The sequence below is a fragment of the Caballeronia mineralivorans PML1(12) genome (assembly GCF_001028175.1).
Lineage (GTDB): Bacteria > Pseudomonadota > Gammaproteobacteria > Burkholderiales > Burkholderiaceae > Caballeronia > Caballeronia mineralivorans.
The window spans coordinates 13,741-32,136 of the sequence record NZ_AEJF01000130.1 but is presented as its reverse complement, the minus strand read 5'-3'; the positions used below and the strand labels follow the sequence as shown (position 1 = coordinate 32,136).

Below are 18,396 nucleotides of genomic sequence, written 5' to 3'. Positions count from 1 at the left end.
TACGATCCACGAAGCTTGCGCGAGGCCGTCGCTGCATTGGGCGCGAATCCGGCAGGCACGACCGAGAGGATTCGCCGCGCGCAGCGGGAGTTGGTATTGAAGGATCTGACAACGCGCGGCTTCGCCCGGCAGCATGTCATGCTGACGCATCAGATGTTGCATAAAGCCGAGTCGAGCGGGCGGGTGGAATCGCTTGCGCGTGCTTAGAAGCTAAATTAATAACCCGTCAACGCGGCTAGCGCCAGCGTAGCGCCCGACAACAGTAGCAAGACGATAAACAACGGTTCCGTGTCCACGCATCCTGGTCGCGCACCTTGCAGCCGCTGGTGACCTACGGCGGCAACGCTGGCCGCTTGCTTATTTACCGGCTTGCGTTTTTTTAAGGAAATCGTGCTGGAAAATGCACATGCGATACGCGTTGTGATACCGGCCGTTGCCAAAAAACTCTTCGATCAGTTCCGCTTCTTGCTTGAAGCCGCACTTTTCGTAGATATGAATGGCAGCCTGATTCGACACATCCACGATCAGATAAAGCTTGCGAAGATTGAGCACTGAAAACGCGTAATCCGTTGCAAGCTCGGTTGCGCTGGTTGCATAACCGCGGCCTTGGGCGCCGGGTGCAATGATGATCTGGAACTCGCCGCGCCTATGAATGTAGTCAAGCTCGATCAATTCCGCGAGTCCTACGGTCTCGCCGGTCTTGTCGACTGCGACGAAGCGGCGTTCGCGCAAATCGTGGACGTGGCGATCGTATAGCTGGGACAACTCAGAGAACGTCTCGTAGGGTTCCTCGAACCAGTAACGCATGATCTTTGCGTTGTTGTTCAGGCTGTGGACGAAGTGGAGATCGGTTCGTTCGAGGGGCCGGAGCATTAGCTGATGGTTCTCTTCGATGATCATGTGTGACACTCCCTCAATAGTAGATCGACGAGCAATATAACCCACGGGTTCGCTTGAGCCAGCCTTGGCCTTTTCCGCGATCTAGCCACTAAGCGATGACATCCAGCCTTGCGCCATACACTTCGACCGCTGCATCATGCAGCGCACGCAGCACAACAGTCGCAGCCGGCGACAATAATTGCGTTTGCCGGGTGATGATGCCGAACGCGTCCATGCGGCATGGTAATTCGATAGCCAGCCGCTTCAGCGTGCCGAACTCCTCGTACTGACGTGCGACCTCTTCGGGCACCACGGCGAGCATGTCGCTCTGTAGCAAGATGCCTGATATAGCGAGGATGTTATTGGTGTTCACCACGTTCTGCGGCAGACCAAGACCGATCTGCGAAAACACCATGTCGAATCGGTGTCGCAGCACGCTGCCCGGCGGGTGCAGCACCCAGCCCTCGTTGACGATATCGCGCATGGTCAAGCCGGTTGCATGTTCGAGCGGATGCCCGGGGCGCACGACCACGCAAAGCGGTTCCTCGGCGATGGGTTTATAACGCACCGCTTCCTTGAACTGGCCCTGCCGTTCAAGTACGCGGCCGATCATGATGTCGAGGTGACCCTGCGCGACGAGTGGCAGCATCACGTCCGAAGTCTCCACCTGCAGCCAGATCTGCAATTGCGGATAACGCGCCTTCACGCGCGCGATGGCCATCGGCACCATGGTCGCGGCGGCCGCGGCGATCGCGCCAATCTGCACCTGGCCGACGAGTCCTGCGCGCAAGGCAGAAATCTCATCGTGCGCCTGGCTGAGATTCGACAGCACCATGCGTGCGTGCCGGATCATTACCTCGCCGTACAGCGTCGCATGCATGCCGTGAGGCGTCCGGTCGAAGAGCCGCACTTCCAGCACATCCTCCAGCTCCTTCAATAAACGCGATGCGGCCGGCTGCGTCATGCCGAGCACATCGGCGGCGCGGCGTACGTTGCCTTCCTCTTCCATTGCCGCAAGCAGCAGCAACTGCCGCGTCTTCAGCCGCGCGCGCACGAACCAGTTCGAGTAGCTTTGAGCCATCTCTGTCTGCCTACGCGCGGACTAAAACGACACGGAAAGATTCTTTGGTCACTTGATGTGCCGGCAGTTTTTTCATTGTCGTTTTCGCTCAGTTGCTAACAAGGTTGTGGTTCTGGGAAGGTACAGGTTTTCCATCGGGATCGGACGAAACCCGAACCCGTGGGAACGTCTCGCGGCCCGTGGAGGTTAATCGTAGCCGCTAAGCAGGTCGATCGCGAATAGCCGCATTATGAGCGCTTGGAGTCTGCGTCAGGAATGATAGGCCCTTCATAAAACCAGGCGTGTGGAGGAAGTCGTAAGTTTAGACCGGCGCGGTTGTCATTCGCAGTCGTGCGAGCAATCCGGCGTCATGACGTGGCGATCAGCAGCAAGCCCGTGCCCACGAGTCCGATAATCCAGAGCCTGTCGAAATTGATCCAGCCGCGTCTGAGCACGCCGACTCCCAGCCAGTCGTAAACAAGCAGGGCGATGCTGCCGGTCACCAGCAACGTGGCCAGGGTATGGACGCCGACGGCGGCGAGCGAGACCAGCAGCGGTCCCGACGATCGACCTGCCGAGCCGCACAAGGGTAGCAGCGCTGGGATCAGCATGAGGCCGGCGCCGTGTGCAGTGGCCATCAGGAACGACCAGGCGACGAGGCCGGCGGAACCTGTAGTCATGCCCACACGCACCCTATGCCGATGGCCGTATCGAAGCTGATACACGGCCCAGGCAATGAGCAGAGCGCCGCTGAAGATGCGGATGAGATGGCTATCGACGACCAGGCCCGTCGCAAGCACGAGCGCCGCGACGAGACCTATCGACAGCGCGTGACCCAGCGCCATCGGCGGGATGGCGAGAAGGACTGCCTGCCGGCTGCGACGATGCAGACCGAGCGCGACCGCGAACAGCCAGCCCATCGCGGGGTTGAACCCGTGAAACACCCCAAGCGCCGCAATGGCAAGCCACTCCCATGCTTGGCCCGGCGCGGCCGATGTCATATTCATTATGCGCGGGTCGTGAGCGCCGCATTAGCGCCGCCGGTCAAGGATAACAGTACGAGTCCGATGAACAATCGCCGCCCTCGAGCCGCACCTGATGCGGCCGGTGCGTGGACGGCCACTCGACCAGGAAGCGCGGATCGAACTCAATGCCGCCCTCGGGCGACGCATCGAGCTTTACCATCCAGCCCTTGATACCATCGGGATAAAACTGTTCGTCGATGGCGCCGTAGAGCGAATTGGTGAAATACACGCGGCGGCCGTCGCGGCTTACCTCGACCATTTGCGGTCCGCCGTTCAGGTTGCGGCCAGCAGCCTTCGGGTGCGATTCGCGCGATACGATGCCGCCGATTCTCACGGTACCCGTGAGAATCGGTGAGAACGGATCGGACACGTCGTATTGCCGCAAGTCACCGGTACCCCAGCAGGCGACGTAGAGAAAACGGTCATCCATGGACAGGTCGATATCGGTGACTAGCGGAGGCACCGCACCGAAGCCTTTCAGCATGGGCGGCAACAGATCGGGGTTGGCAGGCTCGGCTGGAATCTCGATGATCTTCTTCACGCTCCACGCGTCACCGTCGCGATACCACGTCCAGATCGACGCGGATAAATCGTTCAGGCTGATCACCGAATTGACGAACCCATACGCCTTGGTTGGATCATGAGCCGGACGAAGTTCGAACACGAGCTGGTTCTCAGCACCGAAGTCGATTTCCTGTTTATGCTTGCGCGTATGCAGGTCCCAGAAGTGCAGCTTGTGACCATACTTTCCACCAAGCAGAATTTCTGGAACGAGGCCGTTTTCGAATGTGGCAGGCAGACCCCATTCGCTCGTGACCAGGGTGTCATGACCGAGATGCCACCAGGCGTCGTAGGATAGTTGCTGAGGACCGCGATCTATTTCCCATTGACCTCGAATGTCGAAGGTCTCATGATCCATCAGAAAGATGCCGCCCGGCGCTTCGCCTTCCGCATTCCCCAATGCGGCTACATAAATACCCTCGGGACCGCAATGAACCGTATGGGGCCGGGTATAACCAGCTTTCTCGGCCACTTCCGCAGGCTCAAGCACACGCACGATTTTCGGATTGCGCGGATCGGCCTTGGTGTCGAGAATGTGGATTCTCGACGATCGCAAACCGGGCACGACCAGATAACGGCGCTCGGCGTGCGGATGGGGGGCATTCGGGCATAGGCAGGAACTGCAGGCGTTCCAGCCGAAATGATGAAGTTCATCGCCCGCGTTGGGCATGGCAACGTTGTTAAGCAGTTTCGAATAGCTAGCCGACTCGGGGTCCACGTCGATAACGGCGATGGCATCCGGAACCTGTCGCGAGGGATCGAAACTGGCGACATAAGCGATCGTTTCGTGCGGGGCCTTCATGGCCATCCGCGGGGAGGGGTAGAAGGTTGGATCCGGTGTCCAGGTAGCCATGCCAGTTCTCCAGGGAAGGTGTTATCCCTGGTGGCTTCGTAGAAGCCGCACAAGGAATATCCGCAGACCTGCGGATTGAATATACCTTGTTTCCTGCATTCAATTGACGGGACGGCTTTGCGTCCAAAGCTCGATTTCTTCTAAGGGAATGCCGTATGGCGATATGTGTTGGTTCAGGTCAATTTCCCGCCCGCCACAAACGAGAGCCACAAACGAGAATACCCGGCCAAGCGCTGGCCGGGTATTCTCTGCGCGCGTGCATCGGACAGTCTATTTACGCGCTTTCCGTCCGGTGGCTTTCGCCGTTGGTTGAGGTGCGGTAACGCCAATCTGGCTAGCCGGAAAATTGACGATCCTCGTGCTGCCCGCCGGCTTTGCGTACGAGCGCAGCGCCTGATGGGCGCTGGATCTCGCGCCGCCGACAATTGCGCTCATCGCCTGCTTGTCGAGTTCTACGCTGTCCGGCAAGTCCTTGATCAGAATAGCGGCCATGGTGTCATCCAGAGAAGGTGAGGGTTTCCATCCAGTTCAGTATAGGCTTTAAACCCGGGCAATTTAAACCCGGGCAATTCAGGCCGTTCGAAACGCCGGGTGCACCGCGGGAAGAATCTTCCCGCGGTGCACGTCGAGGCATGCAGACCTGTAATGCCCATGCTTCAAAGAGCGAAAGCTGAACCCGTGCTTGCGTACTGAGACGGACTGACGTTCAGGTGTAGCGGTCCGAAGCCGGCGCCGATCACGCCGACGTTGTTAAGCGCGTTGACCTGAACGTTCTGATACTGAATGATGTTCTGGTTCACATCGACGTTGACGTTGGCGTAAGGACCGGCGCTGGCAAGCGACGAGTTGCCGCCGTGCACGTCCAACATTGCGTGACGGTCGAGTTCCCGGCTGTGAGCTAAATCTTGAATCATGATGGACGACATGGCGGTGCTCCAAGCTAAAAGGGTAAAGGCGGCTTGAACGGGCAGACGGGAGGCCGCAAGACCTCCACGTATGCCACGCAGCTTTAGAAGTTGATTGTGTTGGTGGCGGTCTGCTTCGGCTTCACGTTCGAGTCAATATGGTCGGCGAACGCGACGTTGTTGCCGTTGTTGCTCAGCGTGTTTTGCGACTGGCTGATCAGTTGCGTAGCGTTGAACGAGGATTCGTACGAGGACACGCTGACGCCGGGCCAGTAGCTGGGCAGCGTGCCACCGTGTACGGCCGACATGGCGCGGCTGTCGAGTTCTTCGGTGATGGACAGATCTTTGATGGTCAGTGATTTCATGGCAGTTCTCCTAAGGGTTAAGCCAGGTGGCTTTAAAGGTTGGTGAGCATCTTGTCTGCTCGCTGGACACTAATGCATGGCCTGTGCCAGCTGCGTCGATGAGCGATGAAATAATGCCGGGAGGCTTGCTGGATAAGACTTGTCGAAATCATGACAGCGAGCGCCGCACAAGTTTGTGCACCCGCATTTGAGCCGGGTGACGGCTTCCGGCCAACAGCTTGAGCACGACCTGTTGGCCCCGGGACGACATGTGCCCGATCGAACATCCGGAACGAAACCATATTGCGAAAGGCAGGGCCGTCACCTAGTATCGAATCACTGCGAGTGCGGGTAACAACAGACAATATCTTCACTATGGAGCCGCGTACGAGCCGTACAGATGACCAGTCTTGCGCAAGCTATTCGAACCTTCCAAAGCAGCGGTGCGTCGCGTGACGAGTTTTTAACACTCGTCGACAGCGCATTGTCTGTCGACGACACCTCGACCGGGCGGCTGCTGGAAATACTCCGCGAAGAACAAGCCCGGACGCCGCTGCCAGCCGATCTTTACGCGGCCGTGCATCGGCGGATCGAGCAGGCGTCGCTGGCAAGTCATGGCGCGAATTCCGATGAGACTCGCTTGCAGACTTCGCCCGGCGCATTGCAACAACGGGCGACTCCGCCGACCGCTTCACAATCCGCTTCGCAATCCGCGTCGTCTGCACGCGACTTCGTGATGTCGGAGACGGATCAGGTCAAGGAAGTCGGCGATACCCTCAACGGGCGTTTCGTACTCGAGGAATGTCTCGGCGTGGGCGGCATGGGAACCGTCTACAAGGCGCTCGACCTGCGCAAGCTCGAAGCATCCGACCGCCGTCCGTACATCGCGATCAAGGTACTGAATCTCCAGTTCCGCGGTAATCCAAAATCGCTCATTGCATTGCAGCGCGAGGCCAAGAAGGCGCAGGCGCTCGGGCATCGCAATATCGTGACGGTGTACGACTTCGATCGCGACGGCCCGGTGGTGTACCTGACGATGGAGTATCTGTCCGGCAAGCCGCTGAGCCGGATCTTGCGGTCGCCGGAGTTCAAGGGCATGCCGTACGCACAGGCATTGCCCATCTTCACCGGCATGGCGAACGCGCTGGCCTACGCACACGAACGCGGTTTCGTGCATTGCGATTTCAAACCTGCGAATGTGTTCCTGACCGATACCGCCGAGGTAAAGGTCATCGACTTCGGTATCGCCCGTGTGTTCCAGCGGCCAGAAGAAGAGACCGATGCGACTATCTTCGATCCCGGCAGTCTCGGTGCACTGACGCCGGCTTATGCGAGTCCGGAGATGCTCGAGCATCGCGAGCCCGATCCCCGCGACGACATCTATGCGCTCGGCTGCACGACCTACGAGTTGCTCACCGGGCGGCATCCTTTCGACCGCGTACCGGCGACGCAGGCGCGCGGTTCGGGACTGAAGCCGCAGCGTCCCGATGGCCTGGGCACGCGGCAGTGGCGGGCGCTCAGGACGTCGCTGGCATTCGACCGCGAAGCGCGCATGCCGACTGTCGCGCGCTTTCTGCAGGAATTCGGCGATACCCAAAAGCGTAGCAGTACGTCGGGTACCGCGGTCAAGGCGGCGATCTCGGCCGGTGTACTTGCCGTCGTCGCGGCGGGTGCCTATTTCTATGCGTCGTCGCATCGCGCTGCACAACCGGAGAACGTCGCTGCGGGACCGGCCATGCCGGCCGTTCCCGCGCTTTCGCTCGCAACGGTCACCCCTGTGCTCGCGAGCGTGCCGTGTTCGGCGCTAGTGGCATCGGTGCAGGACCAGGCGCTTAATGTGAGCGGCTATCTCGGCCGGAGCTACGGCGTGCAGAAGTTGCGCAACACGCTGAGTGAGATTCCAGGCGTCGTCAATCCGGCCGTACAGGTCCAGGAAGTCGATGACGATAAATGCGACGTGCTCAAGCTGATCGCGCCTTACCTGATGACCAGCCGGCCGGCATCGATTCATACGCGCAATCACACTACCCAGCTGACCGAAGGCCAACCGCTGGTCGTCGAGATCGGCACGCCGCCCTACGATTCGTGGGTCAATATCGATTACTACCAACTCGATGGCAGCGTGGTCCACATGCTGCCGAATGCACGGTCGAAGGACAATCAGGCGCCGCCGAACTACGCTGCGACCATTGGCAGCGCGGGAGACTGGATCGTATCGAAACCGTTCGGCTCGGAGATGATCGTGCTGCTCGCAACACCCGCGGCCCTGTTCGATACCCTCAGGCCGGACAGCGAATCGCGGGCGGATTATCTGCGTGCCGTGGAAAAGCGGCTTGGCGAAATCGCGGACAAGTTCGGGCGCGACAAGATCGCCGTCGACCTCGTCCAGATCGATACACATCCCCGCAAACAGTAGAGCGAGCGGCAAGCCCGCGTTATTTCATGTCGCGTGCCACGCGCATGCCGTTTTGCGATTGCCGCACACTGGGGCTGTATTTGAAGCGCGTGGACGACTGCATGTAGGCTGCACCGTCAGGCCATGAGCCACCGCGGATCACCCGCATCGGGCAGCCCGCTTCGTCCCACACGCGGCCATCCGGCGGTGCGCCCTTGTATGAGCTGTGCCAGCAGTCGCCGACCCATTCCCAGACGCTGCCGTTCATGTCGAAGAGCCCGAAGGGGTTGGGCATGAACGAGCCCACATTCACCGGGCCATCCTTGCGCCACGGCTCGCCGCAGTCCTTGCAGTCGGCGTAACCCTTGCGCATCTCGTTGCCCCACCAGTAGGTCGTGGTCGTGCCGCCGCGCGCGGCATATTCCCACTCGGCTTCGGTCGGCAGGCGATACCCCTTGCCCGTTGTCTTGGTGAGCCACTTGACGTAAACCTGTGCGTCGTCCCAGCTCAGGTTGCGCACGGGTTCGGACTTCGAGGCGTTGGCCTCGGTATCGATACGCGGGCAGGCCGACGCATCCGCGCACGCGTTCCACTGTTCGACGGTCACCTCGTATTTACCGATGGCGAACGGCTGGCTGATGGTGACCCGATGCACGGGACGTTCTGCGGGATCGTCGGAATTGCTGCCCATCGGGAAGGTACCGCCCGGCAGTGCGATCAGCGCCGGACAGCCGGCGCAATCCTTGATCTCGCCGAAGGAGGAAGCGCTTGTCTTGATGGCGGGCTTAGGGGCGGGTGCGGGTGGCGGCGCGGAAGCGGCCACGGATTTTTCCGCTGACGGCGGGGCAGATGGAGCTGGCGGGGTGGACGCCGGAGGTGGCGCTGCATGCGCATGGTCGGCCTGCGCTTGGGACGGGGCCTTTGGCGCGGCGGCGCGAAGCCGGTCGATGCGGGCATGCGCGAGCGTGGCAAAGCGGCCGTTAGGATAGGCCTTCAAATACGCTTCGTAATCGCTCGGGTAGGTGCTGTCCTTGATCGATTCCCAGAAGGTGAGTTCGTATTGCTCGTTGCTATCCTTAGGAAGAATCCCCCGGCTTTGAAGCGCCACGACGGTTTCGGTCCCGGCCGCCTGGGCGGCGCCGTGACGCGCTTGCCGGGCGGACGGCGCGAACTGGAAGCCGTTTGCCGCCACGGCCGCTCCCACCGCCACCCATGGCACTTGCTGGCCCCCTGTCGCCAGACCCACGGATCGAGCGACATCATGCAGCATGTCTTCGATATTCCGCCCGGGTTGGTCAATCGCGCTCAACAGCCCGGCGGTGTACATGCCATGCTGCGCGCCGTCGGCCGCGAATGCTCCCGGCGCAGTTGCATAAGCGACGATCGTCCGGTCCGGCGGCCGTGCGATGTTGACGTTACCGGCGTCGTACGGGTTGTTCAGGCAGGTATCGAGCACGATCAGATTGAGCTGGTCGCGGCGCGGCGCCGACATGTCTGCAAGGATGCCGCTCAAGTCGATGCCCTGCGTGAGCGTGGCCGTAGGCGATCCTTCCGCATCGACGGGCAGCAGCAGCGTGGACTTGCCGACCTGCAAACCATGGCCGGCGAAATACAACAAGCCCACGCCCCCCTTAGCCAGGCGCTTGTTGAATTCGTGAATTGCTTCGTTCATTTGGCCGTTGTTCACGTTCGAGTACGTCATGACCTCGAAGCCGAGACGGTTTAGCGCTGCGCTGGTCGCCGCCGCATCGCGCGCGGCGTTGGCGAGCGGATGATCGCCGTAACTCGCATTGCCGATGACCAGCGCAAGGCGACGCGGATGTACCTCGTCATTTTTCTCGGCGGCGCCGCTGCCGAATGCGACCACACCGAGCAGGACCGCGAGCCAAAGTTTTGGCCACATGAGTTTCGGCCACATGAGTTTTCGCAACATGTTCACCCCCCCATCTTTCCGGACTGACGCCGGTATTCGACGGCGCGCTCAAGGAACCGCGCCAGAGCTGCGTGATCCGCACGAGCGCAGCGAGCGCTCACGCAGAATTCGATAGTCCGATGGGCGAGCATCACAACCAACCATAGCACGCGACTACTTCATATGAGCGTGGTCGAGGCGGCGTAACGATGCAACGTGTCGTCATTAGCCCGGGGATTGGCCTTTTATGACGGACCAGCCTCTTCGATAAAAAACGGATACCTAATTATTCAGACAATACGGTACGTGAACCACGGCTTAACCGCGCTCTCTTCGAGCATGTCTTTTTGACGGATTCCGTCCTAAGCTAACAAGGAGAAAAACGCGCACAAGATCCGGGAGAATACGAAAATGCTAAGAAGAACCGTCCTCGGCGTATTCGCTTGCATGACGGTACTCACGCCGTCGCGGTCGTTCTCAGCGGCGCGCACGCCGTCGCCGCCCGGTGCGGAGGCGTTCATCATCTGGCCGCCCGACGGCGCGGTGATCACGGGCGGCAAACTCTGGGTCCGCATGGGCCTGCGCAATATGGGCGTCTGCCCGAAGGGCGTCAACATCCCCAACGTAGGGCACCATCACTTGCTGATCGATACGGAGCTGCCTCCGTTCGATCAGGAAATTCCGTCAGACCGGCAGCACCTGCATTTCGGCGCAGGCGAAACCGATGCGCGAATCGAGTTGCCGCCGGGCAAACACACACTGCAGTTGATCATGGGGGACTACAACCACGTGCCGCATGATCCCCCGATCTATTCGAAGAAGATCACGATCACCGTGCGATGACGCGTGCGTCGCAGGGTGGATTTCAGGCGGGCTGCAGACTATGGGGAGGGCGTGGGTCATGAAGAATTTTTGCGCCGCCGCGGCGATCGCGGTTTCGCTGATATCCGGTGCCGCGCTGGCAGGCCCCACCCCGGCGCCGGCTAACGCTTACGCGTATATCGGTTACCCGAACAACGGCCAGACGCTTTCAGCCGGCAAGCCATTTCGCGTGTGGTTCGGGCTGCGTTACATGGGCGTTGCGCCGCGCGGTGTGAAGTATCCGAATACCGGCCACCATCATCTGTTGATCGATACCGATCTGCCCTCGTCGTTCGATGAGGAGATTCCCTCTGACCGGCAGCATCTTCATTTCGGCGCGGGCGAAACGGAGACCATGCTCGAGTTACCGCCCGGCAAGCACACGCTGCAATTGCTGATGGGTGACTACGGGCACGTCCCCCACAACCCGCCGGTCTATTCGAAGAAGATCACGATCTACGTCAAATGAGTGCACGGGTTCACGCGAAGCCAGTGTAGCGCGTGAACCAACAGTTCCTTCGATAAGCGTTGGTTGCAGCCCATCACGCGAGTGCTGCGTAACACTTGGGCAGTCACGCTCCGCGACTACGCCTTCACCCCGAAAACCCTTTACCAGAAACGCTCCGGGCGTCTTTGGCGCATCTACCTATCGCGCCTGGCATGGGCCATGCATTAGTGTCCAGCGAGCAGACAAGATGCTCACCAACCTTTAAAGCCACCTGGCTTAACCCTTAGGAGAACTGCCATGAAATCACTGACCATCAAAGACCTGTCCATCACCGAAGAACTCGACAGCCGCGCCATGTCCGCCGTGCGTGGCGGCAACCTGCCCAGCTACTGGCCCGGCTACAGCAGCACGTCGGCCGACTTCTCGTTCAACGCCACGCAACTGATCAGCCAGTCGCAAAACACGCTGAGCAACAACGGCAACAACGTCGCGTTCGCCGACCATATTGACTCGAACGTGAAGCCGAAGCAGACCGCCACCAACACGATCAACTTTTGATCTTGAGGCGCAGGCAGCGAAGGTCATCCGCCCTTTGCTGCCGCACCTGGCCTGAACTCCAGTCGGATTACACCTACCCCGGAATGAGATCATGAAAGTCATGTCGCTATCGGGTGGGCTGCCGGCCCACACCGCCAAGTTTTCTGCGCCGGGTGCTGCAAACACTCTGCTCGGACGGTTCGTGCTTCCGGTGCTGGCCTGCACGATGCTTCTGAGTGGCTGTATCGATGTCAATGCGCCGGTCTACAAGCGTCCCGATACGCCCGCCAAGACCGAGTGGTCGAAAACGGCGAAGGCACTCGTCTCACCGGCCGACACCATCACGCTCGACTGGTGGAAGCAATTCCACGACCCATATCTCGACTCGCTCGTCAGCAAGGCGATTGCGGGCAACTTCGATATCAAGATTCTCGCGGCGCGCATCTCGGTCGTTGGCGGACAAGTCAACGAAGCGCGCGCCGGAGCACTTCCCACCGCCGATCTGGGCGCAGGAGCGGAGTTCGATAAATCCACCCGGCAGAATTTCTCGAAGCAATACAACGTCGCGACGCAGGTGAACTGGGATATCGACATCTGGGGCGCGGTCGAGAAGGGCGTGCAGGCGCAGAAGGCCGAATATCGCGCGTCGGAAGCGGACTGGCGCGCGGGCTACCTTACGCTGGTCTCCGATGTCTCGACCACCTACTTCCAGATTCTCCAGTTCGATGACCAGATCGACCAGCAGGAAAAAACGCTGCGCACCAACCAGCAGATCCTGACCATCTATGAAGGCATGGCGAAGAACGGCCTTGTTCCGCGCACGCAGGTCCTGACGCAGCGTGCGGAAATCAATCGCATGACAAAAGACCTGCTCGAATTGCATCGTGCCCGCGCTCTGGCGAACAACGCGCTGGCCACGTTGATCGGCGTGCCGGCGGGCGAGTTCACCGTGCCGGCGGGGCAACTCGAGAAGCGCGTGCAGATTCCGGTCGTGCCGGCCGGATTGCCGGCGCAACTGATGGCGCGCAGACCCGATGTGGTGGCGGCCGAATACCGCGTGCTGGAGGCGTATGACGTCGTGGGACAGGCGAAGCTCGCCCAATTGCCCACCATCAGCCTCACGGGGCGTGGCGGCACGGCGAGTTTCGCCCTGACCGATTTATTGAAGTCCTTCACGTTCAGCTTCATGCCAAGCATCAATATTCCGCTGCTGGACCCGAGCGTCAGGGCGCACGTCAAGACGACCGAGGCGCAGACGGTCGTGGTGGAACAACAGTATCGGCGCGCCGTGATGGGAGCGTTCGAGGAAGTAGAGAACGCGCTGGTCAACCTGGATGCGCATACGAAGCAGCGCGTCGAACTGCAGGAAGAAGTGGACCACTTGAAAGTGGTGGCCGCGCAGATTGAAGCGCAACTTAAGGAAGGCGTGGTGTCGCAGTTGGAGGTCTTCGAGACCGAACGTACGTTGCTGGCGGCAGAACTGGCATTGCTTGAAAACCACCAGCAACTGCTTTCGGACACCGTCACGCTGTACAAGTCGCTGGGCGGCGGATGGCAGACCGTCGACGTCAGGAACATGGATGAAGCCAGCGCCGCAACCGCCGCGCACAGTGCGCACGGCGAACCCGGTGCAAGTATGGGAACGACGAACTAAGCGAACGCCTGAGCGGCAATTTTTAGGGTAGTAGTGCGCATCGGCCAAAATCAATGTTCGGAATGCAAAGTGTTAGTTCTCAAGCGACAGATGTGTTGCTGAAGATTGACTACCGCACAGCGTGACTTACACTTCATTGCGTCACCGCAGTCGCTGCGGTTTTGTCTAACACGGTTCATCGGCATGAATGCACGAGCTCGTTGCCCGGCGCTTGACACGCGATGAACGTTCTTCGAGATGTGGACACATGGCTCCTGGAGAAGCTTCCGTTGCCGAGGCTGGGCCGATGCTGCACAAAGCCTTCGACCTCTTGCTCGAGCCCGCGTCCCATCCCGCGGCGTCGGCCATTCGTATCGAAGAAAATCTGTTCGCAATCGGGCGCTCCGAAGCGCCGTTCGCCTGTTATGAAGCGGAAGCCGTTGCGCAGTTGTCGCGGCGGCATGCGCGGATTTTTATCGAGAACGGCGCGGCGTACGCGGCCGACCTCGGCAGCAAGAACGGCACGACGGTGAATGGTGTCGCACTGCGCGAGAAGCCCGTACGGCTTCAGAGCGGCGACGTCATTGGCTTTGGCGGAAAGCTTGCGTTCCGGGTTCGGATGGAGCCACGCGTTGGATCGCGAGCGCGCGCAGAGCGGGCCGTCCACATGACGCTCACGCCGGAGCGCGACGACCTCGGCCTGCATCCGGTCGAACTCACGCAGTTTCCGTTCTTGGTCAGCAAGGCGGACGAGACGTTCGCACAATACGGCGAACGCTATCCCCATCAGGTTAACTATGTGTCACGACGGCACGCGCATATTTTCGTGAAGGCCGGCGTGCCGTTCGTCGAGGATCTCGGCAGCACGAACGGCACGTTCGTCGACGGCAACCGCTTGGGTGAAACCGCCGTGCCGCTCGAAGATGGTGCGTCGCTCGCGTTCGGCGGCAACCACTTCGCGTATACCGTGAGCTTGCGGCGCGAAGCGGAAGCCGGTCCGACCACGACCTCCACGGCGACTACGACTGCGATGGGTCAGGCGGCTCAAGACGTGCCGGAGGATCTCGACAAGACCACCTTCATCACCACCGCGCATTCGTTCCTGGATATCTTCTGTGTCGACCAGGGCCAGCCGCCCGATGATGAGATCAACCGCGAGATCCTGCCCGACACACGCGTCCCGGCGCAGCACCGATCTCGCAGCCGGTTCATGCGCTTCGTCTCCGAACTCGGCATAGCGTTCGGCGGCGGGCAAGCCATGAAGCGCCGGGTGCTCTTCTATGGCCTTGCATTCATCGCAGCAATAGTGGCGATCGGCAGCGCGGTTTACTTCAGCGGGAACACCGAGCGAAATCTGAAGGGTTTGGTCGAACATGGCGACTATCGCACCGCAGTTACAGCCGCGAACGCTTACCTGGACAAACATCCGAACGATCCACGGGCGACCGCCCTCGGCACGGAAGCGCTTCTCAAGGCGTATCTGCCGGACTGGCTCGACCATCTGAAGCGGCACGATCCCGGCGCTGCGCGGTCGGTGGTCTCGCAGATGAAGGCGCTCAGCGCAACCAACGCCGACGCGCGTTTTCTGGTCGATGAGATCGACTGGATTGGACGGCTTGAGGCCTTCATGACAAGCCGCGAGGGAGTGGACGCGCCCATTCGCATCTACGCCGACGAAAACCGCATGAGCGAGTTGTTGAAGCAATGGGAGAGCGACCCGAGCGGTCATCAACGGCGACTGGACCGGATTGCGTCGACGGTGCCTGCGTTCAGGGATCTGTACGCCGTTGCGCTCAGCCATCTGCGCAAGCTCGAGAGCGACGACTCCGTCTATCTGGCGGCTATTGAGCGCCTCAAGGCGAGTATCGAGAAGGCGCTGGCGCCGGGTGGCGATCCCGGGGCGCTAAGTGGTGAAATAAGCGATTACGCCGACAAATACCCGCGCCTGGCCGGCCTCGATCGATTGCAGGACGATCTTCGGCAATACCTCGCGCTCGACCATGCAATTCAATCGCGCGCACTGGGATCCCTGATCGATGCCATGCAGAAAGCGCGCTTTACGACTCCGCCGTTTCAGGCGCAGCAGCGTCGGCTCGAAGCGGACAGCATGCCGTCGCCGGATATCGTGCAGCGCTACATGGCCGTATCGGATGCATGGAGGAACGGGAAGACGGAGCCGGCCATGGCGGGCCTTCGATCCATGGCGAGCGGGCCGTGGGCCGACGCTGTCGGCGCGGAGCTCGCGCACAAGCAGGCGGTGGCCAGCCAATTCGCGGATCTGCAAAAGTCGCGTGGCGCGCAGGGCTATGACGATCGCGTACTGTCGTTTTACGAATCGCTCGATCCCGCCGCCGACGTCTGGTTTGCGACCGCGATCCAGCCGGATATCGGTTCGCTGAGGCAGAAGGCGCTTGCGCGGGCGGATGAGTGGCTCAACCGGGCGCAGACGGCGTGGGCGCAGTATCGGACCAACGGGGCGATCGGTGGCGACCAGCGGCTCGAGACCGGCTTGTCCGACGGCTTCAAGAAGCAGGCGAAGCTGCTCACCGATGCGCAGGCCGACGTGCAACGCGCGGCGCAGCTTCTTCATCAGTTGAAGGCTGATCGCAGTGCGCTAGCCGACAAGCTGCTCGCCGAAATCAACGCGGAAGTCGACTTGCAGCGGCGCTCGCTGGTTCAGTTGGCGCCGGTGCTGGATCCGCGGCTGCTGACCGCCAAGCTGGCGTTGATCGGCGGGGATAAAAACGGGGATAAAAGCGCGGCCAAAGGAGCGAACGGTGAAGAACGACGCGCGCCTTAAATCCTTCGCGGAGTCGCTGGGCGACCACAGCGTCGAGGGCATCTCGATCCTCGTGGCAGAGCCGGCGCGGCTGACCCAGGCGCTTATCTACGCCATGGTCGCGCTGGTTGTGAGCGCGCTCGTGTGGTCGTTCGTCGGCCGGGCGGACGTGATCGTCACGGCGCAGGGCACGCTTGCGCCAGAGTCGGAAGTGCGGCGGTTCTATGCGCCTATCGACGGCGAGCTGGCCGACGTTTATATCGCGGAAGGGCAGCCGGTTTCGAAGGACGACGTGGTCGCGCGGCTCAACGCACGGGGCGCGATCCAGGCCGCGACCAACGCGCTGGAAGCGCAGTTGAAACTCGATGACGCCGAGCGCGACTGGAAACAGTTCCCCGAAAAAAAGCTGCTGATGGAGCGCAAGGCGGCCGCATTGAAAGATCAGATGGAAGTGGAAGAGCATTTGAACCAGACGCGCGTGGCCGAGGGGACGACCAAGCTGGCCGAGGGGCAGAAGGCGCAGCTCGCCGGGGCCCGTACCGAGCTGGACAACGCCCGCCGTGCGCGCGACGCCGCGAAGCAGGAACTGGACCGCTACGCGCGGCTGCTTGCGTTGCCGGGCGGTGGCGGGGTGTCCGAGATTCAGGTGGAGAGCAAACGCAACGCTTATATGGAAGCGGATAACGCGGCGCGGATCGCGCAGTCGAAACTCACGGAACTCGATTTCCGCCTCAGTCACGAATACTCCCAGGCGAAGGCGCAACTCGAAACCAGCGGCCAGGAAGCGATCAGCCTGAAGCTGCAGTACGAATCCGCGATGCGGGAAATCGCAAGCGCAGGCGACAAGCTGCGGCTGCAATTGCAAACCGCGAGACTGGTCGCCGATGCGGCCGACCGTATCCGTTTCGAAAATATCGATAAGGATAACTTCCTGCTGATCCTGGCGCCGGTGTCGGGCGTCATCACGGACGTCACATCGACGCAACCCGGCGACAAGATCCAGGCCAACACGCCGCTCGGCGGCATTGCGCCCAAAGACGCGCGGCCGGTGCTGAAGATCGAGATAGCAGAACACGACCGCGCGTTCCTGCGGGAAGGGCAGGCGGTCAAGCTCAAGTTCAATGCGTTTCCGTATCAGCGTTATGGGTTGATAGACGGCACGCTTGAATTCATATCGCCCGCGACCAAACCGTCGCCGGAGACGAAACAGCCGGTCTATGAAGGACGCGTGACGCTGGCACGCGACTACTACCAGGTGGCGGATACGCGCTACCCGCTGCGCTACGGCATGACGGCGACCGCGGAGATCGTGGTACGCGAGCGCCGCCTGATCGATCTCGGACTGGATCCGTTCCGGCAGGTGGCGGGCTGACAGGGGCGACTGCCATCGACCGCTTTCCATGTTTAAAAAGGGGCATAAGAAATGACGGCGATTGTGCGAATAGACGATGAGGTCGTCGATGCCGACGAGTTCATTCGGGTGTTGAAACTGACTGGGCAATTCGAGGGACTCGTCGAGCAACTCGTTCGCGACAAGCTTACCGTGCGTGCCGCGAAGAAGCAGCGCATCGACGTGTCCGAGAGCGAGATCCAGGTTCGCGCCGATCAGTTCAGGCGCGTGCGCGGCCTGCACCGCGCCGCCGATATGAACCGCTATCTCGATGCGCTCGGCGTGAATCTCGACGAGTTCGAAACGTTCATCACGGACACGCTCTATCAGGAAAGGATGCTGGAACAGATTGGCGACGACGCTGAAGTGGAAACGTATTTCAAGCTCAATTCGCCGCGCTTCGACAGCGTGGAGATCAGTCATATCGTGCTCGAAACACCGAGCCAGGCGAAGGAAATGATCTCTTATCTGCAGGACGATCCGGACAGCTTTACGGAGATGGCGCGCGAACATTCGATCGCCGACACCCGCGAGCAGGGTGGTGCGCTTGGCAAGGTATTGCGCGGGTCGCTCGCGGCGGAGATAGAAGCGAAGGTGTTCAATGCCGCAGCCGGTGACCTGCTCGGGCCGTTCCCTACGCCCGATGGCACCGCCTACGAAATCTTCGCGGTGACGGCGAAACGCCCCGCGGTGCTCGACGCCGACGTAGCGGCCGAAATCCGCCGCTTGTTGCGCGAGCAATGGCTGCTGGCGCGGGCGCAGGAACACATCATCGAAGCGCGCTAGGGCGCGGCGGACGACAGGAGGCGAGCAC

General features: G+C 60.8%; 16 protein-coding genes and 1 pseudogene. 9 read left to right on the top strand and 8 right to left on the bottom strand.

Annotated features, from left to right (window positions below; genetic code table 11):
• Nucleotides 1–207: pseudogene (locus tag EOS_RS47125) on the top strand (glycosyltransferase family 1 protein); the annotation flags it as partial.
• A gap of 150 nt (nt 208–357) precedes the next feature.
• Here EOS_RS47125 and speG read toward each other — a convergent pair.
• The 7 genes from speG to EOS_RS20970 all read right to left on the bottom strand — a co-directional run bounded on the left by speG (nt 358) and on the right by EOS_RS20970 (nt 5,648).
• Entirely contained in the window at nt 358–900 is a 543-nt protein-coding gene (speG, locus tag EOS_RS21000) for a spermidine N1-acetyltransferase (RefSeq protein ID WP_047848617.1), read from the bottom strand.
• An 88-nt stretch (nt 901–988) separates the two neighbouring features.
• Complete coding sequence (locus EOS_RS20995; protein WP_047848616.1) at nt 989–1,960, bottom strand: LysR family transcriptional regulator; 972 nt, start codon at nt 1,958–1,960, stop codon at nt 989–991.
• Nucleotides 1,961–2,307: 347 nt separating this feature from the next.
• A complete protein-coding gene (locus EOS_RS20990) occupies nt 2,308–2,946 on the bottom strand; it encodes a hypothetical protein (protein ID WP_407639171.1) in 639 nt (212 codons plus the stop codon).
• A gap of 37 nt (nt 2,947–2,983) precedes the next feature.
• The gene (locus EOS_RS20985; RefSeq protein WP_047848615.1) at nt 2,984–4,378 is read right to left on the bottom strand and encodes a selenium-binding family protein; all 1,395 of its coding nucleotides are present in this window, start codon (nt 4,376–4,378) and stop codon (nt 2,984–2,986) included.
• A gap of 270 nt (nt 4,379–4,648) precedes the next feature.
• Complete coding sequence (locus EOS_RS20980) at nt 4,649–4,870, bottom strand: hypothetical protein (RefSeq protein WP_047848614.1); 222 nt, start codon at nt 4,868–4,870, stop codon at nt 4,649–4,651.
• A 164-nt stretch (nt 4,871–5,034) separates the two neighbouring features.
• Nucleotides 5,035–5,304, bottom strand: coding sequence for a hypothetical protein (locus EOS_RS20975; RefSeq protein ID WP_047848613.1), 270 nt, complete (start codon nt 5,302–5,304; stop codon nt 5,035–5,037).
• An 83-nt stretch (nt 5,305–5,387) separates the two neighbouring features.
• Nucleotides 5,388–5,648 (bottom strand): hypothetical protein, encoded by a 261-nt coding sequence (locus EOS_RS20970; RefSeq protein WP_047848612.1) that lies wholly within the window; start codon nt 5,646–5,648, stop codon nt 5,388–5,390.
• Nucleotides 5,649–6,027: 379 nt separating this feature from the next.
• Here EOS_RS20970 and EOS_RS20965 point away from each other — a divergent pair, with 379 nt between their 5' ends.
• Nucleotides 6,028–8,043 carry a serine/threonine protein kinase gene (locus EOS_RS20965; RefSeq protein ID WP_047848611.1) on the top strand — a complete coding sequence of 672 codons (2,016 nt, stop codon included), beginning with the start codon at nt 6,028–6,030 and terminating at the stop codon, nt 8,041–8,043.
• Nucleotides 8,044–8,062: 19 nt separating this feature from the next.
• Here EOS_RS20965 and EOS_RS43620 read toward each other — a convergent pair whose 3' ends face one another.
• The gene (locus tag EOS_RS43620; RefSeq protein WP_235442901.1) at nt 8,063–9,925 is read right to left on the bottom strand and encodes an SUMF1/EgtB/PvdO family nonheme iron enzyme; all 1,863 of its coding nucleotides are present in this window, start codon (nt 9,923–9,925) and stop codon (nt 8,063–8,065) included.
• Between the two features lie 420 nt (nt 9,926–10,345).
• Between EOS_RS43620 and EOS_RS20955 the strand changes: the two genes are divergently transcribed.
• The 7 genes from EOS_RS20955 to EOS_RS20925 all read left to right on the top strand — a co-directional run bounded on the left by EOS_RS20955 (nt 10,346) and on the right by EOS_RS20925 (nt 18,368).
• A complete protein-coding gene (locus tag EOS_RS20955; RefSeq protein ID WP_082163445.1) occupies nt 10,346–10,777 on the top strand; it encodes a DUF4399 domain-containing protein in 432 nt (143 codons plus the stop codon).
• A 58-nt stretch (nt 10,778–10,835) separates the two neighbouring features.
• Nucleotides 10,836–11,264 (top strand): DUF4399 domain-containing protein, encoded by a 429-nt coding sequence (locus EOS_RS20950; RefSeq protein WP_047848609.1) that lies wholly within the window; start codon nt 10,836–10,838, stop codon nt 11,262–11,264.
• A 276-nt stretch (nt 11,265–11,540) separates the two neighbouring features.
• The gene (locus tag EOS_RS20945) at nt 11,541–11,801 is read left to right on the top strand and encodes a hypothetical protein (protein WP_047848608.1); all 261 of its coding nucleotides are present in this window, start codon (nt 11,541–11,543) and stop codon (nt 11,799–11,801) included.
• Nucleotides 11,802–12,006: 205 nt separating this feature from the next.
• A complete protein-coding gene (locus tag EOS_RS20940) occupies nt 12,007–13,434 on the top strand; it encodes an efflux transporter outer membrane subunit (protein ID WP_235442902.1) in 1,428 nt (475 codons plus the stop codon).
• A gap of 247 nt (nt 13,435–13,681) precedes the next feature.
• On the top strand, nt 13,682–16,213 hold the full coding sequence (locus EOS_RS20935; protein WP_047848607.1) for an FHA domain-containing protein: 2,532 nt from the start codon (nt 13,682–13,684) through the stop codon (nt 16,211–16,213).
• Complete coding sequence (locus EOS_RS20930) at nt 16,191–17,564, top strand: HlyD family efflux transporter periplasmic adaptor subunit (RefSeq protein WP_047848606.1); 1,374 nt, start codon at nt 16,191–16,193, stop codon at nt 17,562–17,564. The genes EOS_RS20935 and EOS_RS20930 overlap by 23 nt, the downstream gene beginning before the upstream one ends.
• 51 nt (nt 17,565–17,615) lie before the next feature.
• Nucleotides 17,616–18,368 carry a peptidylprolyl isomerase gene (locus EOS_RS20925; protein WP_047848605.1) on the top strand — a complete coding sequence of 251 codons (753 nt, stop codon included), beginning with the start codon at nt 17,616–17,618 and terminating at the stop codon, nt 18,366–18,368.
• Nucleotides 18,369–18,396 lie beyond the last annotated feature (28 nt).

Coding starts and splice junctions, on each gene's coding strand:
- EOS_RS20980 (WP_047848614.1), bottom strand. CDS start 4,870: ATGGCCGCTATTCTGATCAAGGACTTGCCGGACAGCGTAGAACTCGAC.
- EOS_RS20965 (WP_047848611.1), top strand. CDS start 6,028: ATGACCAGTCTTGCGCAAGCTATTCGAACCTTCCAAAGCAGCGGTGCG.
- EOS_RS20995 (WP_047848616.1), bottom strand. CDS start 1,960: ATGGCTCAAAGCTACTCGAACTGGTTCGTGCGCGCGCGGCTGAAGACG.
- EOS_RS43620 (WP_235442901.1), bottom strand. CDS start 9,925: ATGTGGCCAAAACTTTGGCTCGCGGTCCTGCTCGGTGTGGTCGCATTC.
- EOS_RS20950 (WP_047848609.1), top strand. CDS start 10,836: ATGAAGAATTTTTGCGCCGCCGCGGCGATCGCGGTTTCGCTGATATCC.
- EOS_RS20925 (WP_047848605.1), top strand. CDS start 17,616: ATGACGGCGATTGTGCGAATAGACGATGAGGTCGTCGATGCCGACGAG.
- EOS_RS20945 (WP_047848608.1), top strand. CDS start 11,541: ATGAAATCACTGACCATCAAAGACCTGTCCATCACCGAAGAACTCGAC.
- EOS_RS20940 (WP_235442902.1), top strand. CDS start 12,007: ATGCTTCTGAGTGGCTGTATCGATGTCAATGCGCCGGTCTACAAGCGT.
- EOS_RS20935 (WP_047848607.1), top strand. CDS start 13,682: ATGGCTCCTGGAGAAGCTTCCGTTGCCGAGGCTGGGCCGATGCTGCAC.
- EOS_RS20955 (WP_082163445.1), top strand. CDS start 10,346: ATGCTAAGAAGAACCGTCCTCGGCGTATTCGCTTGCATGACGGTACTC.
- EOS_RS20970 (WP_047848612.1), bottom strand. CDS start 5,648: ATGAAATCACTGACCATCAAAGATCTGTCCATCACCGAAGAACTCGAC.
- EOS_RS20975 (WP_047848613.1), bottom strand. CDS start 5,304: ATGTCGTCCATCATGATTCAAGATTTAGCTCACAGCCGGGAACTCGAC.
- EOS_RS20990 (WP_407639171.1), bottom strand. CDS start 2,946: ATGAATATGACATCGGCCGCGCCGGGCCAAGCATGGGAGTGGCTTGCC.
- EOS_RS20985 (WP_047848615.1), bottom strand. CDS start 4,378: ATGGCTACCTGGACACCGGATCCAACCTTCTACCCCTCCCCGCGGATG.
- speG (WP_047848617.1), bottom strand. CDS start 900: ATGATCATCGAAGAGAACCATCAGCTAATGCTCCGGCCCCTCGAACGA.